Origin of the sequence: Roseospira navarrensis (assembly GCF_009601025.1) — a bacterium.
Taxonomy (GTDB): Bacteria; Pseudomonadota; Alphaproteobacteria; order Rhodospirillales; family Rhodospirillaceae; genus Rhodospira; species Rhodospira navarrensis.
Genome location: NZ_WIVE01000017.1, coordinates 46,023 through 68,330, shown reverse-complemented (window position 1 = coordinate 68,330; position 22,308 = coordinate 46,023). Strand labels below are relative to the sequence as shown.

The window sequence follows — 22,308 nt, the reverse complement described above, 5'->3', positions numbered from 1 at the left end:
GTTCACGTTATGTTCTACGCCGTTTCAGGCCACCTGTCACCACATGATGTGGTCCCGGACTCAAAGGGATAAGCCTTTCGTAAATTACATTTGCAGCAATATACGGCCGCCCAGTGTATGGAAATGGCCTGATTCCGAAAAAGAAGCAAAAGAAGTATTTTCGACATTACATGAAATAGAAAAGCTGTCCGGTCTTTTGGACCTCGCCTTTCATTGCGGTTACGATCAGGAATGGGTTAGCAAATTAAACCGCGAGATATCGGATATATAAACGCAATGATCCCCTCGTTTCTCCGCAGTGACTCCACCAAGCAGGCGGTGCGCCGCCTGGGGCTGGCGCCGCTGGCGCGCACCGTCCACGAGCGGGTCGATCCCGACCGCCGCCGGCTCGCCCGCCGCAACGACGACCTGCTGGCGCGTGAACACGCCCGCCTGTCCCCCATCGCCGAGGCCATCGCGGCGGCCGGCGGGTCGGCGTCGGGCGTCGGCCTGATCGTCTCCTATGACCAGGCGCCCTACGTGCTGATGCAGCTTCCGGTCCTGACCGGCATGGCGGCGGCCGGCATCGAGCCCGTGGCCATGCTGCCGTCGCAGGGCAGCCGGGTCGCCCGCCGGCTCTATGAAGCCTGCGGCGTGCGCCGGTTCGCGGCCTGGGATGATCGGGCCGACACCACCGGCAAACGCGACATGCTGCGCCAACTGGCCGATTGCCGCACCCAGGACGACGTTCTCGCGCTGACGTGGCGCGGCATCCGCGTCGGCAAGTACGCGGTCTCCACCCTGATGCGCCGCCGCCGCCAGGGCCACATCGACCCACGGGACCCGGGGGCTCAGGCCGATCTGGCGGTGCTGCTGGATCAGACGCTCGACCACACCGCCGCCGCCATCGCCATGGTGGAGCGCTGGAAACCCGAGGTCGTCGCCCTGGTGGATCGCGGCTATACGCCGGAAGGGCCGCTGTTCGATGTCTGCGTGGCCCACGGCATCCAGCCCATCACCTTCAACGCGGCCCACCGCGACAACACGCTGATGCTGAAGCGCTACGGCCCGACCAACCGCGACGTCCATCCCGCCTCCCTGTCCGACGAGACCTGGGCCCGGCAGACGGCCAGACCCTGGGGCCCGGAGGACTGGGAGCGGGTCAAGGCCGAGCTGGAGTTCTGCTACCGCAGCGGCCAGTGGTACGGCGAGGTCGGCACGCAGTTCCGCGCACGACTGGCCGCCGGCGAGGCTCTGCGGGCCGATCTGGGCCTGGACCCCACCCGGCGCACGGTGCTGCTGTTCCCGCACATCTTCTGGGACGCGACGTTCTTCTGGGGCGAGGACCTCTACGCCGACTACGAGGCCTGGTTCCGCGCCGCCGCCGCCGCCGCCTTGGAGAACGACTCCGTCAACTGGGTCATCAAGCTGCACCCCGCCAACCTGGTGAAGAACCACCGCGACGGCATCGAGAGTTTCTCCGAATCCGACGTGTTGCGCGAGTTCGGCGCGGTCCCGAACCACGTGAAGATTTTGCCGGCGGACACGGACGTGTCCACGCTGTCGCTGTTCGCGGTCGGCGACATCTGCCTGACCGTGCGCGGGACGGTGGGCGTGGAGGCGGCCGCCCTCGGCCTGCGGGTCATCACGGCCGGAACGGGGCGCTACGACGGGCTGGGCTTCACCCTCGACCCGCGCTCGGTGCCGGAGTACGAGGCCACGCTGGCCCGTCTGGACAGCCTGCCCATGCCCACCGAACACGAGATCGAGCTGGCCCGCCGCTACGCCGACGGCATGCTGTTGCAGCGGCCGCTGCACCTGTCCTCGATCCGCTTCGGGTACGACCGGGACGCGGGCGCCACCCTGCGCATCGATCTGGCCGAGGATCATGCGGCGCGGCCGCTGGACGCCCCCGACGTGCGCGCGATCGCGGACTGGCTGCGCAGCGGCGCGCAGGACTTCACCGTCGGTCCCGAAACCGCCCCGCCCGCCGCGTCGGGCGGGGACGCCTGAGCGGCCGCGCGGGGTGTCCATGATCCCGTCCCCCACCCCCCGGGTGCTGCACCTGGCGCAGTCCGACAGCGAGGGCGGCGCCAACCGGGCCGCCCTGCGCCTTCACCGGGCGCTGTTGGCGGCCGGCATGGACTCGCGGTTCGCGGCCGGACGGCGGCGGCTGGATGCGCCGGACATCGTGGCGGCGGGCCCGAGCCTGCGCCGCACGGATCTGGCCGCCTATGCCAACGCCGCGACCGTGAAGCCGTTTCGCGGCCGGGGCGGCGCGCCCGGCCTCATCACGCCGGCCGCGCTGGGCTATGGCCGGCTCGGGCCGGACCTGCTGGACGCGGCCGACGTGGTCTGCCTGCACTGGATCGCCGGCGCTTTCCTCGCGCCGCGCCAGTTGCGCGCCCTGCGGGGCAAGCCGCTGGTGTGGCGGCTGTCGGACCTGTGGCCGTTCACCGGCGGCTGCCACTATCCGGGCGACTGTCACGGTTACGAGCGGGCCTGCGGCGCCTGCCCCATGCTCGGCAGCCGCTGGGCGTGGGACATCACGCGGCACGGGTGGCGGACCCGCGCTCGGGCCTATCGCGCCCTCGACATCACGGTGGCCGCGCCCAGCCGATGGATCGCGGCCTGCGCCCGGGCCAGCAGCCTGTTCCGCGACCGCCGCATCGAGGTGATCCCGACGGGCATCGACCTGTCGCGCTATCGCCCCCGCGACCGGCGGGAGGCGCGCGCGGCCCTCGGCCTGCCCCCGGACCGGGACCTGATCCTGTTCGGCGCCCTGGCCTCGACGGACGACCCGCGCAAGGGCTGCGCCGAGTTGATGGCGGCCCTGGACCGCTTCGCCGACCGGCCCGAGGCCGCCTCGGCCACGCTGGTGGTCTTCGGCAATCGGCCGGGCGCGCCCGTGCCCGGCGGGGACCGGCTGCCGCTGATCGCCCTCGGCCATATCTCCGACGAGGACCGGCTGGCGACCCTCTATGCGGCCGCCGACGTTCTGGTTGCGCCGTTTCTGGAAGACAACCTTCCTAATGTGGCGCTGGAGGCACTGGCCGCCGGCACGCCGGTCGCGGCCTTCGACATCGGCGGCATGCCGGACATCGTGGACGACGGCGTGTGCGGCCGTCTCGTCCCGGCGCGCGACGCCGAGGCCCTGGCCGGCGCCATCGCCTGGATCCTGGACGCCGGCCGGCGCGGCGACGCCGTGCGCCGCGCGGCCCGCGCCAAGGCCGAGCAGCGCTTCGACATCGCCGCCTGCGCGCACCAGTACCGTGCCCTGTTCTCGCAGGTGGTGCAAACCGCCTGACCCGCCTGCGGGCTTGAGTCCCGGCCGCTCCGGACCTAGAACCTGTCCGGACCCGGAAGGTCCCCGGCCGGCTTCTGACGGATCACCGCCGCCGCCATCGTTCCGCTGAAAGGTCGCCGCTCATGCCGCCTCCCGCCCCGCCCGCCGAACTGCCCGCCGAACTGCCCGTCGTCACGGCCCCGCGCGCCCGACGCCCGCGCCACACCGGGCGGGGCCGCCGGATGCTGCAGCACTTGGGATGGCTGCCGGGCTGTCTGGCCGGCCGGCTGGTCCGGGCCGGCATCCTGCTGGAGAAGATCGGCAACACCCTGCGGTTCGAGCACTTCTGGCGCCGCCATCTCGCCAAGAACCCGGATGTCGTCTTCGTCCCGACCTTCAACAAGCAGATCGGCAAGCATCCGATCTGGAACGTGGCCATCAACCGGATCCGGGAGATGGCGGGCGACGGCACCATCCTGGAGTTCGGGACCAACAACGGCGGCTGGCTGAAGTACTTCCACGAGCGCCTGCCCGAGGACATCACGCTGGTCGGGTTCGACTGCTTCGAGGGCCTGCCCGAAAGCTGGGACGGGCTGCCGCGCGGCGCCATCAAGGGATACGGGCTCCCGCTGGAGCTGTGGCGCGATGACCCGACCCACCGCGAGCAGGTGCTGGCCGAATTCCGGCGGACCGGCATCTGGCCGGACCTGCCGCAGCCGAACATCCGCATCGAATCCGGGTTGTTCGCGCAGAGCCTGCCGCGCTTCCTGGCCGACGGCGTGCCGCAGGACATCCGCCTGATCCACTTCGACGCCGATCTGTACATCTCCACCCGCCCGGTGCTGGATACGATCTGCGGGCAGCTTGGGTATCGATACCTGATCCTGTTCGACGAGTTCTATTCGGTGAACCACGAGTTCCGGGCGTGGCTGGAGTTCCTGGACCTTTACAAGCTGGACGACTGGCGGGTGCTGGCGAGCAGCGAGGATGGCTCCCAGGTGCTGATCGAAGTCAACACCCGGAAAGACCCGGGCCGCGCCCACCGCCCCGGCACCGAGGGCGCGTAGCATGCGCCAGACCCGAGACGGCGCCTAGCATGCCCGCGCCCCACGCCACCGGCGGCCCGGCCCGGCCCGTGCTCTCCGTCGTCACCGTCACGTGGAACGCGGCGGCCACGCTGGAACGGACGATCGAGAGCGTTCTGGGCCAGACGGTCGGCCCCATCGACTATGTGGTGGTCGATGGCGGCTCCACGGACGGCACGCTGGACATCCTGCGCGCCCACGGCGACGCCATCCGCTGGGTCTCCGAGCCGGACCGGGGCATCTACGACGCCATGAACAAGGGCATCGCCCGGGCGCGCGGGGACTGGATCCATCTTCTGAACGCCGACGACCGCTATACCGATCCGACCGTGTTGGCGCAGGTGCTGCCGCGCCTGGACCCGAACCGGACCAACTACTGCGACCTGATCCGCGAGCACGCGGACGGCGGGCAGGTCCTGCAGCGCTATCGGCTGGGCCGCTGGCCGCTGTACTTCTCGGCATTCCTGCCGCATCCGTCGCTGATCGTCAGCCGCGCGCAGTACGACCGGGTCGGGCGCTACGATCCGGGCTATCGTGTCGCGGCCGATCACGACATGATCCTGCGGCTGCTGCGTCGGCACCCGGCCCATCACATCCCGGTGCCGTTGACCGTGATGGGTCAGCAGGGCGTGTCGGCAACGGACCTGGAAACGAGCCTGAACGAATTCTCCCAGGTCGTGCGCAAGGCGGGGGTGCCGGCGCCGCTGGTGGCGGCCATGGAGAGACTCAAGCGAGTGTGGTGGGGAGTGCGCAGCGGTGGCGGATGATCCGAACAGCATGGCGATCCGACAGGGTGTCACCGACCGGCTGACCGCGTTAGCGCCGGACCGGGCGGTCTCGGTGGTCGATCTGGGCTGCGGCGGCGGCGAGGTTCTGGGCCGGCTGGCCGAGGCGGGCTTCCGCGATCTGACGGGCCTGGGCTGGCGCGTGAGCGTGCCGGCGGGGGCCGCCCGCATCGAGGAGGTGGATCTGTCCCGGGCCGGTTGGGCGCAGGAGATGGTGGGCCGCCGGTTCGATGTGGTGGTCTCCACCGAGGTGCTGGAGCATCTGGTCAACCCCTACCAGTTCCTCGTCGAGGCCCGGCAACTGCTCGACCCGGACGGCTGGCTGGTGCTGACCTTCCCCAACGTGCACAACTGGCGCAGCATCGTGGGCTATGCGCTGGCCGGCCGGTTCACCGGCTTCTTCGGGCCGAACTGGGCCGAGGGCCACCCGCTGCACGATCAGCACATTTTCATCCCCAACCACCATCTGGTGCGCTACTTCCTGGGGCTGACCGGCTTCGACCGGGTGACCTTCTCCTACCTGTACGGGCGCAGCCGCCTGTCGGGCCGGACCACCATGGTCACCTGCCGGGCGGCGCGACAGTGACTCCGGCGGCCGGCTGGCCGGGCGCGGGGGAGGTGCCATCATGACAGCCGTTTTGGTCACGGGCGGGGCCGGCTACATCGGCAGCCACGTCTGCAAGGAGCTTCACCGGCGCGGCGTCCGCCCGGTGGTGCTCGACAGCCTGTGCAACGGCCACCGCGCGGCGGTGAAGTGGGGCCCGCTGTGCCTGGCCGACATCGCCGACACCGAGGCCGTGCGCGCGGTGGTGCGCGAGCACCGGCCGGTCGCCGTCATCCATATGGCGGGCTTCATCCATGTGGGCGAGTCCGTGGCGGCGCCGGGCCAGTACTGGCGCAACAACGTGGGGGGCTCGCTCGCCCTGGTCGAGGCGCTGCTGGCCGAGGGCGTGCGCCATGTCGTCTTTTCCAGCACCTGCGCGGTGTACGGGGTGCCGGACGCCCTGCCGATTCCCGAAACGGCCGCGCTTCACCCCATCAACCCCTACGGCCACACCAAACTGGTCGTGGAAAGCATCCTGCGGGACTTCCGTCAGGCCCACGGCCTGCAGGAGGTCTGCCTGCGCTACTTCAACGCGGCCGGGGCCGACCCCGACGGCGAGATCGGCGAGATGCACGACCCCGAACCGCATCTGGTGCCGAACATCCTGCGGGCCATCACGGGCGGGCGGTCGGTGTTCGACCTGATGGGCGACGACTACGACACCCGGGACGGCACCTGCATCCGGGACTACGTGCATGTCACCGACCTGGCCCGCGTGCATGTGGATGCGCTGGATTACCTGATCTCCGGCGGCGCGCCCCTGGCCCTGAACCTGGGCACGGGCCAAGGCCACACCGTGCGGGAGGTCGTCGCCGCCGTGGAGCGGATAACCGGCCGGACCGTCCCGGTGCGGGTGCTGTCGCGACGCCCGGGCGACCCACCCGAACTGGTGGCGAATGCCTCGAACGCCGCGCGGGTGCTGGGCTTCCGCCCCACGCTCTCGGATCTCGACACCATTGCGGGCACCGCGTGGCGCTGGCATCAGAGCGTGCGCGCATCCCGGCCCGCCGCAGCCGCTGCCAAGAAAGGTGCGTCGTGACGTCGGATGATCCTCGGCCCCCGGCGCCGCCCGTGACGTCCCAGCGCCTGGAGGAAGGGCATGCAAACGACCGAAACCAAACGGGTTCTCGTCACCGGAGGCGCCGGCTTTCTGGGGTCGTTCCTGTGCGAACGCCTGCTGGCCGACGGCCATGAGGTCTTATGCGCCGACAATCTCTATACGGGCCGACGGAACAACATCCGGCACCTGCTCGACGATCACAACTTCGAGTTCCTGCGGCACGATGTGACGTTCCCGCTTTATGTGGAGGTGGACTGGATCTTCAATCTGGCCTGCCCGGCGTCGCCCATCCACTACGCCCGCTCGCCCGTGCAGACGGTGAAGACCAGCGTCCACGGCGCGATCAACATGCTCGGCCTCGCCAAGCGAACGGGCGCCCGCATCTTCCAGGCCTCCACGTCCGAGGTCTACGGCGACCCCCAGGTCCACCCGCAGGCCGAGGACTACTGGGGCCACGTCAATCCGATCGGCCCGCGCGCCTGTTACGACGAAGGCAAGCGTTGCGCCGAGACGCTGTTCTTCGACTATCACCGGCAGTACGGCATGGAAATCCGCGTGGCGCGCATCTTCAACACCTACGGGCCGCGCATGCACCCGAAGGACGGCCGCGTGGTCTCCACCTTCATCCTCCAGGCGCTGAAAGGCGAGCCGATCACCGTGTTCGGGGACGGCAGCCAGACCCGCTCGTTCTGTTATGTGGATGATCTCATCGACGGGATTTTCGCCATGATGCACGCCGACGACCGCGCCACCGGCCCCATCAATCTGGGCAACCCGGGCGAGTTCAGCATCCGGGAGTTGGCGGAAACCGTCATCGACATGACCGGCTCGCGCTCAACCATCATCGAGGGCCCGTTGCCCGTGGACGACCCGCTGCAACGCCAGCCGAACATCGACAAGGCGCGCGCAATTCTGGGGTGGGAACCGAAGGCAAGACTGCGCGAGGGACTGATCCAGACCATCGCGTATTACGAGCGCGTGCTGTCGGGCGGCATCGGCCCGGACGCACGGGTGCTCTCCGGCAGCCCCGAGGAGGCGCCGTCCCCATGAGTGGCGCCCTCCGGGATCCCGTCAGGCGGGCCGAACCCGCGCCGGACCGGCCGCCGCGCGTGCTGCACGTCATGCGGACTTACGGCGCCCATGGCGGCGAGACGCAGCTTTCGCGGTACTTCTCCACCGAGCCCCGGGGCGCGGTCGAGGAGCATTTCGCCTTCATCTATCGCGACGACGACTGCCGGCGGCTGTTCGAGGCGGCGGGCGCGCGGGTCCGGACCCACGACCTGTGGCGGCGTCCGCTGGCGCCCGACCAGTCGCCCTGGGCCGAGCTGGCCCGGCTGGCGGTGCGGCTGCCGGGCATGGCGTGGCGGCTGGGCCGCCTGCTGCGGCGCCTGAAGCCCCGGATCGTCGTGGTCCACGGCTTTCAGGCCGCGCTTGTCGTCTGGCCGTTCGGGATGATGGGGCGCGGGCGGCGTTACGTCTATATCCACCGGATCGCGAAACGGCACGGGCGGCGCGCCGTCTTCCGGCTGCTGTACGCACCCTATGACCGGGCCGCCGGGGTCTCGCACGCCGTCACGGACTCCCTGGCGCCGCTGTTCGGCCGGGAAAAGCTGGTCACGCTGGACAACGGGGTGGAGATCGACGCTCTGCGCGCGGCGGCACAGGGGCCGACCGCCCCGGCGGCCCCGGACGGCCCGGTGTTCGTTTGTGTCGGCCGCCTGCTGGCCCACAAGCGGCAGGACTGGATCCTGCGTGCCTTCGCGCAGGTCCGCTCCGCCACCGGGACGGGGAGCCTGTGGATCGTCGGCGACGGACCGGAGCGGGCAGCGCTTGAGACCCTCGCCCGGGACCTGGGGATCGCGGAGGCCGTGACCGCCTGGGGATACCGCAGCGACGTGGGCGCCCTGCTCGGCGGGGCGACCGTGTTCCTGCACGCCTCCAACTGGGAAGGCATGAGCAACGCCGTCCTGGAGGGCATGGCGATGGGGCTGCCCTCGGTCGTCATCGACGCCCCGGGGGTGACCGAATGCCACATCGACGGCGAGACCGGGCTGATCGTGCCCCCGTCGGTGGACGCGCTGGCGGCGGGGATGCGCCGGCTGCTGGCGGATCCGGACGCCGCCGCCCGCATGGGGCAGGCGGCCGCACAGCGGGCCGAAACCCAGTATTCCACGCGGGCCAACCGCGCCCGCTTCCTGGACCTGTACGACACCCTGATGGCGGAGACCTGAGATGTGCGGGATTTTCGGCGCAATCGGCCCGGGCACGGCGGGGCTGTCCGACGACGCCCTCGCCACCGCGCTGGCGGCCATCGCGCACCGGGGTCCGGATGCCGGCCAGGTGCAACGGCTCGACGGTCTGGTGCTGGGTCACCGGCGCCTGGCCATCATCGACCTGGACCCGCGCGCCAACCAGCCGATGACGCGCGGCCCGGCAACCATCGTCTTCAATGGCGAGGTCTACAATTTCCGCGCCCTGCGCCGGGAACTGGAGGCGCTGGGCGAGACCTTCGTCACCACGTCGGACACCGAGGTGCTGCTGGCCGGGTACCTGCGGCACGGCATGGCCTTCCTGGACCGCATCGAGGGCATGTTCGCCTTCGCGCTTTGGGACGCGGCGCGCCGCGAGCTGCATCTTGCCCGCGACCGATTCGGCGAGAAGCCGCTGTTCCTGCTGCAGGAGGCGGACCGGGTGGCCTTCGGCTCCGAGGTCAGCGCCGTGACGCCGCTGGCCGGCGCTCCGCTGGCGGAGGACCCGCAGGCCATCGGCTTGTATTTCCGCTTCGCCTACATCCCCGCGCCGTTCGCGCCCTATCGCACCATGACGCAACTGGAGCCCGGCGAGCGGGTGGTGGTGCGGGCCGATGACCTGCGGATGGAGCGGCAGCGCTGGTACCGGCCTCGGGCGGCGGCGTTCCCGGACGGGCCGCCCGACTACGATACCGCGGTCGCCCACCTTCGCCGGGCCCTGACGGACGCCGTGGCGCTGCGCATGGCGGCGGCGGACGTGCCCGTGGCCACCCTGGTCAGCGGCGGGATCGACAGTTCGGTGCTCACGGTGCTGGCCGACCGGGTCGCCCGCCAGCCGGTCTCGGCCTACTCGCTCGGCTTTCCGGAGGATCCGGATTTCGACGAGACCGACGCCGCCCGCGCGGTCACCGCGCGCCTGCACAACGTGCGCCACCAGGTGATCCCGGCCAAGGTCGAGGATATCCTGGCCTTCTCCGACACGGTGTTCGGGCGTCTGAGCGAGCCGTTCGCGGACGCCTCGCTGCTGCCGACCGCCTATCTGTTCTCGCACATCGACGAGAAGGTGGTGCTGAGCGGCGACGGCGCGGACGAGGTGTTCGGTGGCTACGGCGCCTATGCCGCCATGACCGCCAGCCGCCGGATCCCGGCGATGCTCAAGCGGATGCTGCTGGCCCTGCCCGCGCCCGGCAACCCGACCGCCATCCGCCAGCCCCACCTGCGGGCCCTGGCCCTGACCCGCGAGAAGATGGCCACCGATCCGCTGGCGGAGTATCTGAACTGGCGCACCTATGCCGCGCCGGGCACACTGGGGCGGTTCGGTCTCGACCTGTCCGCCGAGGCCGATCTGGGAGCGCGCTTCAGCGCGGTCAGCGATGGCGGCTTGCGCGCGATCCAACTGGCGGATATCGACTTCAACCTGCCCAACGACATGCTCAAGAAGATCGACTACGCCAGCATGTTTCACAGTATCGAGGGGCGGCTGCCCTATCTGGACCGTCCGCTGGTGGAGTGGGCGCTCGGGCTGCCGGACGGCTACCGCATCAACGGGCGGGTCAGAAAACGCTTGCTGCGCGACGCCTTCCGGAACGATCTGCCGCCCATCACCCTGAGCCGCCGCAAGATGGGCTTCCTGCTGCCGCTGCGCACCTGGTTCCGGGGCGGCCCGCTGCGCGACGCCTTCGAGGCCCTGGTGGATCGCCAGACCCGCTTCGACCCGCAGCCCATCCACGCGGCCCTGCGGGACCACGCCAGCGGGGCCAGGGACGAGTCGGTGCTGCTGTGGGCCGTCTACGTCTATCTGCGCTGGCGCGAGACGCCGGCGACCGGGGGGGCCGGCCGGTGAGGGGCGCGATCCGCAGATTGCCCTGGTGGACCAAGCTGGGGGCCAAGCTGATGCTGTCGCGGCTGCCGTTGGCCTACGCCGTGTGGTCCCGGCTGCGGCTGTTCCGGCACGGCGACATGGACGACCCCGAGAAGGCGCTGGAGACCTATCGTCGGCACCACGCGCGCGTCTCCGCGCGCGGGCGGCTCTCCGACGGCTATACGGTCATCGAGCTGGGCCCCGGCGATTCTGTTCTGTCGGCGGCGGCGGCGGCGGCCTCCGGGGCGGGCGCCAGCATCCTGATCGACGCCGGCGATTTCGCGACCCGCGATCCCGCGCTGTTCCATCGTTTCGATGACCGTCTGGCCGCCCGGGGCGAGCCGCGCCTGGGGCTGGCGGGACTGGGGGACTTCGCGGCCATCCTGGAGCGGCTGAACGCCCGCTACCTGACGCAGGGACTGGCCTCGCTGCAAAGCCTGCCGGACGCCTCGGTGGACCTGATCTGGAGTTCGGTGGTGCTGGAACACGTGCCCCGCGCCGAGTTCGACGCCATGGCGCGGGAGATGCGCCGGGTCCTGAAACCGACCGGCATGATGTCCCACGCCATCGACCTGCGCGACCACCTGGGCGGCGGCCTGAACAACCTTCGGTTCAGCCATGCCCGGTGGGAAAGCCCTGCCTGGCGGTCGGCGGGCTTCTACACCAACCGCCTGAGCCAGGCGGAGATCCTGGCGGCGTTCACGGCCGCCGGGTTCGACCACGAGATCCTCGGCGAGACCCGCTGGCCCGCGCCGCCGATCCCACGGCGCAAGCTGGCCAAGGACTTCCGGGACCGCGGCGACGACGCCCTGACCCTGGCCGAGTTCGACGTCCTCGCCTGGCCGACCTCGGAGTTCGGGAATGCCTGATCCGCTTCGCCTTCTTCTGTGGCATTGGGGCCGTCGCGGCGGCGGCCCGCGTTACACGCATGAACTGGCCCGTGTCCTGGCGGCGCGGGACGATGTCGAGGTCCACCTTTCGCTGTCGCGTCAGTCCGAGTACTTCGACGTCACGGACTCGCTGGGGCTGCCGGCGCACCACATCGACACCTATGCAAACCTTCCCCAGTTCGCCCTGCGGTCGATGAGCCTGCCGCTGATCCGCCGGGAACTGGGCCGCTATATCGCGCGGCACCGAATCGAGGTCGTGTTCTGCACCATGGATCACTTGTGGGACGCCTTCGTGGCCCCCGAAATCGGCCGACGCGGCGCGCTTTACCTTCTGGCGGTCCATGATGCCAATCGCCACCCGGGCGAGGATCAGGGGTTCCGTCAGTGGCTGCTGCGCCGCGACGTGGCCTGCGCGGACGGCGCGGTGACCCTCACCCGATCCGTCGGCGAAGGGTTGGTGACAAGCCATGCCTTTCCGCCGGACCGCGTCTGGAAATCGACGCTGGGCAGCTTCGCGTACACCGGCCGCACCACGCCGCGCACGCTGCCCAAGGATCGCCCGCCCCGCCTGCTGTTCTTCGGACGGATCCTGCCGTACAAGGGACTCGACCTGATGCTGGAGGCGCTGCCAGCCCTTCAGAAACGGTTTCCGGGTCTGACCCTGGAGGTCTGGGGGTCCGGCGATCTGGCCCCCCACCGCCGACGGCTGGACGGCCTGTCCGGGGTGCGCCTGGAGAACCGCTGGATCGGCGAGGACGAAATCCCGCACATCTTCGCCGACACCGACCTCGCGGTGCTGCCCTATCGGGAGGCCAGCCAGTCGGCGGTTGTCGCGACGGCCTTCTCGGACGCCATGCCCTGCGTGGCGACACCGTTGCCGGGCTTGCGTGAACAGGTGACGGACGGGCGGGATGGGATCGTCGCGTCGGCGGCTGGCGCCGAAGCCTTCGCCGCCGCCGTCACGCGGGCCCTGGAAGACGACACCCGCTATGCCGCGCTGTCCGCCGGGGCGCTGGAAACAGCCGCAACTCAGCTCGACTGGCGGCCGATCGGCGATACCATCGCCGATGCCGCGTTCGCCCTGCGGCGGATCGGCCCCCGGCGGAAAGGTGTAGACCATTGAAGAAGGCTCTGATTTTCGGCATCTCCGGGCAGGATGGCGCCTACCTGGCGAAGAATCTGATCGACCACGGCTACGAGGTCGCCGGGACCTCGCGGGACGCCGAGATGTCGCCGTTCGCCAACCTGGACGCTCTCGGCATCCGAGACAGCGTCACGCTGCACTCGGCGAATCCCGCCGATTTCCGCAGCGTGATGCAGGTGATGATCTCGACCGAACCCCGCTGCGTCTTCAACCTGAGCGGTCAGAGTTCGGTCGGCCTGTCCTTCAACCAACCGATCGAGACGATGGAGAGCGTGATGACGGCGACGCTCAACATCCTGGAAGCCATTCGGTTTCTCGACAGTTCCATCCGGTTCTACAACGCGGGCTCCAGCGAAGCCTTCGGCAATACGCTGAGCCACGCCGCCACCGAAAAAACCGCGTTCCGCCCCCGCAGCCCCTATGCGACGGCGAAGGCCGCGGCCGTCTGGGCGGTGGCCAATTACCGCGAAGCCTATGGCCTGTTCGCCACCTCCGGCATTCTCTTCAATCACGAGTCGCCGCTGCGGCCGCCACGTTTTGTGACCCGCAAGATCGTCAAGGCCGCCGCCGCCATGGCCCGGGGAGAAGGCCCCCGGACGTTGGTTCTCGGCAACCTGAACATCCAACGCGATTGGGGCTGGGCGCCCGAATATGTTGAGGTGATCCGGCGCATGGTCGAAACCGATACCCCCGACGACTACGTGATCGCGACCGGACACACCCACTCGCTGGAAGATTTCGTCCGGTTGGCTTTTGCCGCGTTCGGTCTTGACTGGCGTGAGCACGTCCGGATCGACGAAAACCTTTACCGCCCTGCCGACATCGCCTATTCCGCAGGCGATCCTGCCCGTGCGGAAACCGACCTGGGGTGGCGCGCGCGGATCCTCATGCCGGAGGTCGTCCAATTGATGGCGGACGCAGAGCGGTCCGGTGGGCAGATGCGACCGCAGGCAACAGGCAGGGGACACACCTGATGTGCGGCATTGCCGGTTTCTTCGACACGCGCCGTGCTCGGCCGCCGGACGAGGCAGAGCGCGTCGTTGCGGCCATGACCGACAGCCTGGCCCACCGGGGCCCGGACGGACACGGGCTCTGGTGCGATGCCGCCGCCGGCGTCGGGCTCGGGCATCGCCGGCTGGCGATCATCGATCTCAGCGAACTCGGCCATCAGCCGATGGTGTCGGCCGACGGCCGCTACGTCATGACCTACAACGGCGAGGTCTACAACTTCCAGGACCTGCGGGCCGAGCTGGCGGACAAGGGCCACAGCTTTCGCGGCGGCTCCGACACCGAGGTGATCCTGGCGGCGGTCCTGGAATGGGGCGTGGCCGAGGCGCTGCCCCGCCTGTGGGGCATGTTCGCCCTGGCGATCTGGGACCGGCAGGAGCGCCGGTTGATCCTCGCCCGCGACCGGATCGGCGTGAAACCGCTGTACTGGCGCCTGGCCGACGGCCTGCTGACCTTCGGCTCGGAACTGCGGGCGCTGGAGGCTCATCCGGCCTTTTCCGCCGCCATCGACCGCGAGGCCGCCGCCGCCCTGGTCCGCTACAGCTACATCCCGGCGCCGGCGTCGATCTATGAGGGCGTGGAGAAACTGCCCGCCGGCAGCCTGCTGGTCCTGTCCCAGGACGGGCCACCCCGGGTCGAGCGCTGGTGGCGCCTGAAGGACCGGCTTCAGACCCCGGCCGACCGGGACACCCGCACCCTCGGCGACGCCGAGGCCACCGACCGCCTGGAGGCCCTGATCTCCGACGCCGTGGGGCGGCGCATGATCTCGGACGTGCCGCTGGGCGCCTTCCTGTCGGGCGGCATCGACAGTTCGACCGTCGTGGCCCTGATGCAGGCCCAGAGGACCCAGAAGGTCCGCACCTTCTCGATCGGGTTCCACGAGGAGGGCTACGACGAAGCGGTCCACGCCAAGGCCGTCGCCCGCCACCTGGGGACCGATCACACCGAACTGTATGTGGACGCGCAGACCGCGCTGGACGTGGTGCCGCGCCTGCCCGACCTGTTCGACGAGCCGTTTGCCGACAGCTCCCAGATTCCGACCTATCTGGTGTCCGCCATGACGCGCGACCACGTCACCGTCGCGCTGTCGGGCGATGGCGGCGACGAGCTGTTCGCCGGCTATCCGCGCTACATCGTGGCCGATCAGGTGTGGCGCCGCATGTCCGGCATGCCGGCCCCGGTCCGGCGCGCCGCCGGGCACATTCTTGAGGCGACGCCCGCCGGCCTGATCGACGGCATCGGGCGCCTGATCCCGGCCAAGCGGCGCCCGCCCCGCCTGGGCCGCCGGGCGCGGCGGCTGGGGGGCCTGCTCGCACTGCCCGGCGACGACAGCCTGCACGATGAGCTGAGCGCCGCCTGGCGGGACCGGGAAAAGCTCGTGCCGGACGCCGAAGGGCGCCTGCGGCTGACGCCCGATCCAGAGTTGCGGCGCGTGCTGCCGGATCTGATCGCGCGGATGCAGTACTACGACACCGAACGCTACCTGCCGGACGACATCATGGCCAAGGTGGACCGCGCCTCCATGGCGGTCTCGCTGGAGGCCCGCGAACCGCTGCTGGACCACCGCCTGATCGAATTCGTCTGGTCCCTGCCCCAACACATGAAGCTGCGTGGTGGCCAGGGGAAGTGGCTGCTGCGAGAGGTCTTGGCGCGCCACGTGCCCCGGGCGATGTTCGAACGGCCCAAGATGGGCTTCTCGATCCCGCTGGACGACTGGCTGCGCGGCCCGCTGTGCGACTGGGCGACCGCCATGCTGACCGATCCGTCGATGGTCACGGACGGGATCTTCGACGCGCCGGCCGTCGCGCGCCTGTGGGAGGACCACCGCACCCGTCAGGCCGACCATGCGACGGTTCTGTGGAGCATCCTGATGCTTCAGGCCTGGACCGCGCGCCGCCGCTCCCTTCCGGCGTCCCCCGCTCAGGGGCAGGCGCCCGCAGCCCGGCGGGCCGGATGATGGGGCGCGTCCATTCGGCTCGACACCGACCCCGCCCCAGGCCCGCTCCTCCGATGCACTTGCCGACCCAGTGGATGAGAACGCCGTGACCCCGATCCCCAGACTGCCGTCGGACGCGGCCAACGCGTGGTCCGTCCCCCTCTTCCTCGCGACCCTGTGTGTGTCGGTCCTGATCCGACTGGTCCCGGACCTCTGGACGGAGACCCTGACGAGTTACCTGCTCCTGGTCCTTGTGCTCGGACTGGCCGCCGTCGCGGCGGTGCGCCCCAGGCCGGCGGTGCTGGTCGCCATCGCCTGCATCCCGATCTCGCTCAATCTGGGCATCCCGCACAGCATCACGTCGGCGCCGTCGGATTATCTGATGGTCGGGGCCATGCTGGGCGCGCTGCCCCTCCTGCTCCGGCGGCTGCGGGACAGCGGGTTCATGCGTCTGGTCGTGGTGGTGTGTCTGGCCCCGGCGGTCGCGGCGCTGGCCTCGACGTTCAGCGCCCTCGGCCAGTTCGGGTTCGGGTCCCTCAAGCTGAGCATCGCGGAAACGCTGGGTCTCGGCGTGGGCGGCGCCTATGCGATCCTGATCGTGCTGCTGTTCCGCACGGCGCAGGACCTGCGCGCCGTGGCGGGGGCGGCGTGCATCGGACTGGCCGTGGCAATGCTCAGCGCGGCGTTTTCCGGCTACAACACGGTGTTCTGCCCGATCCCCGAGGGGATCTTCGCCGGATTCCACACCCATTACCGGATCTACGGCCTGTCCGGCGATCCGAATATTTTCTCGATCCAGTTGGCCGTTCTCGCCCTTTTGAGCAGTGCGCTGCTGCTCGGGTTCGGGGCCGGCCGTGGGTTTCAGAGCGGTCTGGTCGCGCTGCTGGCGCTGGTGCCGCTGGCGGTCCTGCTCACGGGCTCGCGCACCGGGCTGGTCCTGCTGCTGCCCGTGGCGGTGGCCTGGATGCTCACCGGCTGGGGCCGCTGGGCGGTGCTGGCGCTCGGGGTCATCACGGCCACCGGCTTCGCCGCCAACCACCTCGTCTGGTCGGAACTGCCCTGCCCGGGCCAGGGGCGGGGATCGGAAGTGGTTTCCTTTTCCGAGCGGAACGATCCTCTGAGCTACTTCGGGCGCTACATGACCGCGGACGAGGCCGCGGCGAAGGCCCAGGAAACGGTCCAGCAACAAAGGGAGATGCAGGAAGAAACCCTGAGACGGTTCCGCGCCATGACCGTGGACGACGACATCATCGCCGCGGTTTCGAATGTCGCGGACGCCGACATCGCCGGCCTGCCGCTGGACAGCCTGGGAATGCCAGGCATGGTCGCCCATCAGTTCATCCTGCTCACCAACGATCTGCCGCTGGATCAGGCGCGCGTCCGGCTGTGGCAGGCGGCCTCGCTGCTCTGGGCCATCAAGCCGGTGATGGGCAACGGCCCCGGCCGCATGACCGCATTCACGGCAGACGCGAACCGCAGCCACAACTGGTACCTGACCACGGCGGCGGAAACGGGCCTGGTCGGGCTGGTCGCGTTCCTGCTGCCGATCTCGGCGGCGCTGGGCGCCGGAGTCTACGCCTTCGTCATCGGAACTGTGGACCGGCGGATCGTACTGGTGGTCGTGACCGCCGCCGTTGTCGCCGCCGCCGCCCCGATGGCCCAGGATGTGGGACGCCAGGGCGTTCTCTGGGCCGCATGGGGGCTGGCGCTTGCGCTCGTGCCCGTGGCGCGGACCGCGCGCGCGCCGGACCCGGCGGCCGCCGCCACCCCAACCGCCTGAGCCGTCCTCCATGCCCGCGCCCTCCAAGGACCCGATCCCGTCCCGCCCCCGGCGGCCGAAGCTGCTCTTTCTCGTGACCGAGGACTGGTACTTCTGGTCCCATCGCCTGCCGATGGCCCGCGCCGCCCGGGACGCGGGGTTCGACGTGGCGGTGGCCGCCCGCATGACCGATCATCGCGCCGCCATCGAGGCGGAAGGCTTCCGCGTGCATCCGCTGTCATGGCGCCGCCGCAGCCGCGCCCCGGCTGAGTTGAAGGCGATCGCCGAAATCGCGGCTCTGTACCGGCGGGAACGCCCGGACATCGTCCATCACGTCGCCCTGAAGCCGGTGGTGTTCGGTTCTCTGGCCGCCCGCTTCGCCGGCCGGCCCGCCATGGTCAACGCGCTGACGGGCCTGGGGTATGTCTTCACAGCGACCTCGCTCCGGGCGCGCGTGATCCGCGCCATCCTGAGCGCGGTCCTGCGGGTGCTGGTGGATCGCCCCAACGGTCGGGTGGTGCTGCAGAACCCGGACGACCTGTCGCTTCTGGTGGGGCGTGGCATTTCCCGCGCGCGGGCGCGGCTGGTGCCGGGCTCGGGCGTGGACATCAGGCGCTTCGCCCCACTGCCCCCGCCCGAGACCGACGCCGAGGCCGGGGCGGTCACCTGCGCGGTGGTCAGCCGGATGCTCACCATCAAGGGCGTGCCCGTTGCCGTGGCGGCGGTGCGCGAGGCCCGGCGGCAAGGGGCCCCGCTGCACCTGCTGCTGGCCGGCGTTCCCGACCCGGAAAGCCATGCCGCGATCAGTCGGGCGGACCTGGAGTCCTGGGACAAGGACCCGGGCATCACCTGGCTCGGCCACGTCGCGGATGTGCGCGAGGTCTGGGCCCGGGCCCATCTCGCCGTGCAACCCTCGCTGGGCGGCGAGGGCATCCCCAAGAGCCTGCTGGAGGCCGCCGCCTGTGGGCGGCCAATCGTGGCCACCGATGTGCCGGGGTGCCGCGAGATCGTGCGGCCCGGCGAAAACGGCGATCTGGTGCCGCCCGGCGATCCCGCCGCCCTGGCGGCGGCGCTGGCGGCCCTGGCCGGCGATGCCGAGCGGCGCCGGCGGTACGGCGCCGAGAGCCGCCGGCGGGTGGAAACCGACCTGTCCGCCGAGGCCGTGGGCCACCGGATCGTAGCGATCTATCGCGAGCTGCTGGGAGCCGCCCCGCGTCGTTGAATCGCGCCCGACGCCAAGGGGTATTTTTCGGGGCCATCACTGAAAACCGGGGTCGGGTCGTTTCCGGACCGCAGCGGCCACCCGAGACAACCCCTCCCCAGCCTCCCCATTCCATGGGGAGGCTGGGCGGGGGCAAAGGCGGCACCCGACCCCGGTGACGTCAGAAGGCACGGCTGATCCTAAAGAGGCCGCTGAAGCTATCCTCGGCGCCCCGGTCCTCGACCAGCAGGCTGTCCGTCATAGTGGCCCCGCGTGCGGGTCCGGTGATATTGCCCCGATGGCGCGTCTTCCGCCCGGGGCGACGTCACGGCATGCAGCATTTCTTGTATTTCTTGCCGGACCCACAGGGACAGGGGGCGTTCCGTCCCACCTTCGGTCCGGTGCGGGCAGGCGCCGCTGACCCACGCGAGAGGTCCCAAAGCGTCCGGGCGATGGGGAGCAACTGATCGGGCAGCGACGCCCGCGCCTCGGCGAGCTGCTTCGCGGAGAGTCCCGGCGGCTGGTCGAAATCCGGTCCCTCAACGCCAAGCATGATGGAGGCTGTCACCTCGGGGGCGCTCGCGATGATGGGGCCCCACTCCTGCTCGAAGAGCGTCATGCCCTCCAGGAACCCCCTGCACCAGTCCGAAACCAGCCGTTTTCCGTCCGTGTCGCTCCACACGATCACGCCAAGTGCCGGGTCCTTCGATTCCAGGCCGGTCCGGATCTGGCTGAAACGACGCAGGATCGTGCTCAGAGCATCGGCGGTTTCCATCGGATTGTCGTCGGAAAGCTGGTCCCCATCCCAGATGACAGGCAGCCATGCTTGCATCGGAGGCGGCGGTTCCGGAATGACAACCGAGAACAGATACCCGTCGAGTTCCGACAGGCTCATGATGCTGTCCGGAGAGTTCGGGCCATCCAGGAAGTCTTGCAGGCGGTCAATGGCAGCCAGGTCGGGCGGGGCCAGTGCACCGCTCCCCAGGATGTCCATCAGGTCCGCCAGGGTCGACTCGCGGGGGCGATCCGGTTCCGGGGCGTCCAGGTCCGCCCCCTCGAAGCCGATTCCATCCAGGTGCAGGTCATCCGGGTCCGGACCATCCAGGCCCAGACCTTCACCCAATCCATCGGCCTCATGGAAATCCAGCGTGGCATCGACGATGGACTCCATGATGGGAATTTTGGTCAGGGGACGCCCATCCATCAGGGCCAGGCCGACGGCAGTAAAGGATTGCGCCAATCGGGGTTGGTTGTCGGCGGCCAGGATCATGGCCCCCTTGAAGCTCTGAATGGCCCAGAACGCGCGCCGCCTCTCAACGCAGGACAGCACGGCCCTCCGGGCCTCCGTCTCCGTGCGCGACTCGTCGATCCGGCTTCGCATGTCGGCATCGGTCTCGAACCAGCCGGCGGCCAATGGCTGCGTCACCCGCCAGTCTTCGCTTTCGTTGACCAGCCGACCGCGCTTTTGCGCACTGGCCTTGGCCACCACGCCATCGGGATCGGCCCTGGCGGCCCAGTCTTCCGGCGCGGCCGACAGCGGATCAATGGGGTCGAGCGCAAGAAGATCCAGGACGTCCAGCAGACCGGGGGCGGGGGGATGGCCCAGGGCCTGACCCTCGCCCAGCGCGGCCCCGATCATCACGGTCAGGGTGGCGAGATCAACCGACGCATTGGCCTCGGCCCGCAGCGCATCGAACATCGCGCGGGTTTCCTCGGGGTCGCCTTCGATCACGAAGGCATCCTTGACCCCGAACCCCGCCTTGGTCAGCACCATGGCCAGGGCGAGGCCTTGCCCACGGCGCACCAGAATCCCGAACTGCTGCGCGCCCGCTCCGTCCGGAATCGAGGTCGCGAGTTCCTCGATGACCGGGGCGCCCTCCGACACGGACCGGGGCCTCATGTCGGCATCCACCGCGACAAGCCCGCCCCGACCGGCCGAAATGGTCTGATCGACCGCATCGCGCGCCGCGTCGGCCGGCATCCAGCGGCGCGCGGCGATCAGAAGGCCCATCATGGATCGGTCCAACGGCGTCCGGGCCATGCGGTCACGTAACGCGACGGCCGCCGCAAGCCGGACATCCGCCAACGGATCAAGCAGCCAGTACAGGCACAGTTTGGGGATGCTGTCCTCGGACCGTCCCGCGATCATGGCGGCCAGTTCGCCCCTGGCCTCGTCGGGAAAGCCGGCCAGCAGCTCCCGAAAGACGTCGCGGAGGGCCTCCGGGCTTTCAACCTCCGCCAGCACGTTTCCGACCGCCTCTTGCATGGCCTGTTCCATCGCCACCCGATCATCCGGGTCAACGTCGTCCGCTTCCGAGACGGCCAGGGCGCTCAGCCCATCGGGCGGGGACAGGTCGGCCTGCACATAGGCGCGGACCAGACCGAGAACGCCGGAGATCGACAGGCCGTCCTCGACCTTCACCACCGCCCCGATCGCGGCCTCGATCCGGTCGAGACAGGGCCGGCCATGTCTCCCGTTGCCCTCCATGTCCAGGCGGGCCTCGTACAGCACCATTTCAATAAGGCGCAACACGGCCGGGTCCGGGTCACCTGAGGTCAGGAGTCGGCGGACGAGGCCACCGGCGGCCGAGGGATGCGCCATCAGAGCCCGGATCGCCTGCTGTTGAGCCACGCCGCCGGCTGCCCCGTCGCGCAAGGATGCCAGCGCGGCCGCGATGAAGCCGTCGCCGTCGTCCGCATCGGCGGTCATGTTGGGTCTCTCCGTCATGGCGCCGGACTCGGGCGTCTTCGTCGCCCGGCCGCTGGCGTCCTTGCGGACGCCCGCCCGGAGCGGTTCCAGCCGCAGATCGGTCGCGGCCAGATCAAAGGCCTGGGCGTCAAAATCGGCGTCGTAGCCAAACCATTCCACCATCTCGTCATGCTGGGGGTGTGCGGGGTCGGCCACGATGGTCCGAAACATGTCGTATCCGGGGGCGCCGCCGATGTCTTCCGGCGGGCAGGCGCCCTTCCCTTTCACGACCCTGGGATACTCCACGCCGGGTTCGGCATCGAGCCGCTTTTCAATATCGATCTTGTGACGCCAGTCATCACCAAAATCATAGGTGTAGGAGACCGACTTGCATCCCTTTTTCATGATTTTCTTGAGGGTGCAGCGGGCCCCATCCTGCACGCGGCCGTCCCAAGTCCCTTCTTCCCGAAGAACGGGATCATCGGTGTACCGCTGATCGCCGACCTCGAACATGTGCAGGTGGGCATTGTCCCACCCCATGGCCGCCTGAATGACATCGTGAAGGTCGCTGAGACTGGCGTCTTCAGACATCTGCACTCGGCGCCAGACCGGGGGCTTGACGTCGCGCAAGGTGATCTTGAGCTGAACGATGCCGGGCATGCGCTGTCCATCCTCTTGAGAAACCGGGCGATCTGGTCGGCGCGCGCGCCGCCTTGAGACCCGTGAAACGCTAACGGCTCACTCAGGGGCCTTCAAGCGGGTCGAGACGGGA

General features: G+C 69.7%; 16 protein-coding genes. 15 read left to right on the top strand and 1 reads right to left on the bottom strand.

Annotation, left to right across the window (positions count from 1 at the left end; genetic code table 11):
• Positions 1–276 precede the first annotated feature (276 nt).
• From GHC57_RS19305 to GHC57_RS07505, 15 genes are all read left to right on the top strand, one after another.
• Positions 277–1,992, top strand: coding sequence for a hypothetical protein (locus tag GHC57_RS19305; RefSeq protein WP_170294743.1), 1,716 nt, complete (start codon positions 277–279; stop codon positions 1,990–1,992).
• 19 nt (positions 1,993–2,011) lie between these two features.
• On the top strand, positions 2,012–3,286 hold the full coding sequence (locus GHC57_RS07570) for a glycosyltransferase (protein ID WP_170294742.1): 1,275 nt from the start codon (positions 2,012–2,014) through the stop codon (positions 3,284–3,286).
• 122 nt (positions 3,287–3,408) lie between these two features.
• Positions 3,409–4,332, top strand: a complete 924-nt coding sequence (locus GHC57_RS07565) for a TylF/MycF/NovP-related O-methyltransferase (protein ID WP_153342821.1) — start codon at positions 3,409–3,411, stop codon at positions 4,330–4,332.
• A 29-nt stretch (positions 4,333–4,361) separates the two neighbouring features.
• Complete coding sequence (locus tag GHC57_RS07560; protein ID WP_153342818.1) at positions 4,362–5,117, top strand: glycosyltransferase family 2 protein; 756 nt, start codon at positions 4,362–4,364, stop codon at positions 5,115–5,117.
• Positions 5,107–5,721, top strand: coding sequence for a methyltransferase domain-containing protein (locus GHC57_RS07555; protein WP_153342815.1), 615 nt, complete (start codon positions 5,107–5,109; stop codon positions 5,719–5,721). The genes GHC57_RS07560 and GHC57_RS07555 overlap by 11 nt, the downstream gene beginning before the upstream one ends.
• Positions 5,722–5,761: 40 nt before the next feature.
• The gene (gene galE, locus GHC57_RS07550; RefSeq protein WP_153342812.1) at positions 5,762–6,778 is read left to right on the top strand and encodes a UDP-glucose 4-epimerase GalE; all 1,017 of its coding nucleotides are present in this window, start codon (positions 5,762–5,764) and stop codon (positions 6,776–6,778) included.
• A gap of 60 nt (positions 6,779–6,838) precedes the next feature.
• Positions 6,839–7,849: a UDP-glucuronic acid decarboxylase family protein gene (locus GHC57_RS07545; RefSeq protein WP_153342810.1), complete on the top strand. Its 1,011-nt coding sequence runs from the start codon at positions 6,839–6,841 to the stop codon at positions 7,847–7,849.
• Positions 7,846–9,030: a glycosyltransferase gene (locus GHC57_RS07540; protein ID WP_153342808.1), complete on the top strand. Its 1,185-nt coding sequence runs from the start codon at positions 7,846–7,848 to the stop codon at positions 9,028–9,030. Before GHC57_RS07545 ends, GHC57_RS07540 begins: the two co-directional genes overlap by 4 nt.
• A 1-nt stretch (position 9,031) precedes the next feature.
• Complete coding sequence (asnB, locus tag GHC57_RS07535) at positions 9,032–10,891, top strand: asparagine synthase (glutamine-hydrolyzing) (protein ID WP_153342805.1); 1,860 nt, start codon at positions 9,032–9,034, stop codon at positions 10,889–10,891.
• A gap of 17 nt (positions 10,892–10,908) precedes the next feature.
• Positions 10,909–11,778, top strand: coding sequence for a methyltransferase domain-containing protein (locus tag GHC57_RS07530; RefSeq protein ID WP_153342803.1), 870 nt, complete (start codon positions 10,909–10,911; stop codon positions 11,776–11,778).
• Positions 11,771–12,922: a glycosyltransferase family 4 protein gene (locus tag GHC57_RS07525; RefSeq protein ID WP_153342801.1), complete on the top strand. Its 1,152-nt coding sequence runs from the start codon at positions 11,771–11,773 to the stop codon at positions 12,920–12,922. Before GHC57_RS07530 ends, GHC57_RS07525 begins: the two co-directional genes overlap by 8 nt.
• Complete coding sequence (locus GHC57_RS07520; protein ID WP_153342799.1) at positions 12,919–13,917, top strand: GDP-mannose 4,6-dehydratase; 999 nt, start codon at positions 12,919–12,921, stop codon at positions 13,915–13,917. Before GHC57_RS07525 ends, GHC57_RS07520 begins: the two co-directional genes overlap by 4 nt.
• Positions 13,917–15,908 carry an asparagine synthase (glutamine-hydrolyzing) gene (gene asnB / locus GHC57_RS07515; protein WP_153342797.1) on the top strand — a complete coding sequence of 664 codons (1,992 nt, stop codon included), beginning with the start codon at positions 13,917–13,919 and terminating at the stop codon, positions 15,906–15,908. Before GHC57_RS07520 ends, asnB (GHC57_RS07515) begins: the two co-directional genes overlap by 1 nt.
• A gap of 85 nt (positions 15,909–15,993) precedes the next feature.
• Positions 15,994–17,667: an O-antigen ligase family protein gene (locus tag GHC57_RS07510; protein WP_153342795.1), complete on the top strand. Its 1,674-nt coding sequence runs from the start codon at positions 15,994–15,996 to the stop codon at positions 17,665–17,667.
• Positions 17,668–17,677: 10 nt separating this feature from the next.
• Complete coding sequence (locus GHC57_RS07505) at positions 17,678–18,868, top strand: glycosyltransferase family 4 protein (protein WP_153342793.1); 1,191 nt, start codon at positions 17,678–17,680, stop codon at positions 18,866–18,868.
• Between the two features lie 304 nt (positions 18,869–19,172).
• On the opposite strand, the gene GHC57_RS07500 is transcribed toward GHC57_RS07505, so the two are convergent.
• Positions 19,173–22,196, bottom strand: coding sequence for a UPF0149 family protein (locus GHC57_RS07500; protein WP_153342791.1), 3,024 nt, complete (start codon positions 22,194–22,196; stop codon positions 19,173–19,175).
• Between the last annotated feature and the right edge of the window lie 112 nt (positions 22,197–22,308).

Bases quoted from the DNA above. Each gene is read 5' to 3' on its own strand.
- GHC57_RS19305 (WP_170294743.1), top strand. From the start codon at position 277: ATGATCCCCTCGTTTCTCCGCAGTGACTCCACCAAGCAGGCGGTGCGC.
- GHC57_RS07570 (WP_170294742.1), top strand. From the start codon at position 2,012: ATGATCCCGTCCCCCACCCCCCGGGTGCTGCACCTGGCGCAGTCCGAC.
- GHC57_RS07565 (WP_153342821.1), top strand. From the start codon at position 3,409: ATGCCGCCTCCCGCCCCGCCCGCCGAACTGCCCGCCGAACTGCCCGTC.
- GHC57_RS07560 (WP_153342818.1), top strand. From the start codon at position 4,362: ATGCCCGCGCCCCACGCCACCGGCGGCCCGGCCCGGCCCGTGCTCTCC.
- galE (WP_153342812.1), top strand. From the start codon at position 5,762: ATGACAGCCGTTTTGGTCACGGGCGGGGCCGGCTACATCGGCAGCCAC.
- GHC57_RS07545 (WP_153342810.1), top strand. From the start codon at position 6,839: ATGCAAACGACCGAAACCAAACGGGTTCTCGTCACCGGAGGCGCCGGC.
- GHC57_RS07540 (WP_153342808.1), top strand. From the start codon at position 7,846: ATGAGTGGCGCCCTCCGGGATCCCGTCAGGCGGGCCGAACCCGCGCCG.
- asnB (WP_153342805.1), top strand. From the start codon at position 9,032: ATGTGCGGGATTTTCGGCGCAATCGGCCCGGGCACGGCGGGGCTGTCC.
- GHC57_RS07525 (WP_153342801.1), top strand. From the start codon at position 11,771: ATGCCTGATCCGCTTCGCCTTCTTCTGTGGCATTGGGGCCGTCGCGGC.
- asnB (WP_153342797.1), top strand. From the start codon at position 13,917: ATGTGCGGCATTGCCGGTTTCTTCGACACGCGCCGTGCTCGGCCGCCG.
- GHC57_RS07505 (WP_153342793.1), top strand. From the start codon at position 17,678: ATGCCCGCGCCCTCCAAGGACCCGATCCCGTCCCGCCCCCGGCGGCCG.
- GHC57_RS07500 (WP_153342791.1), bottom strand. From the start codon at position 22,196: ATGCCCGGCATCGTTCAGCTCAAGATCACCTTGCGCGACGTCAAGCCC.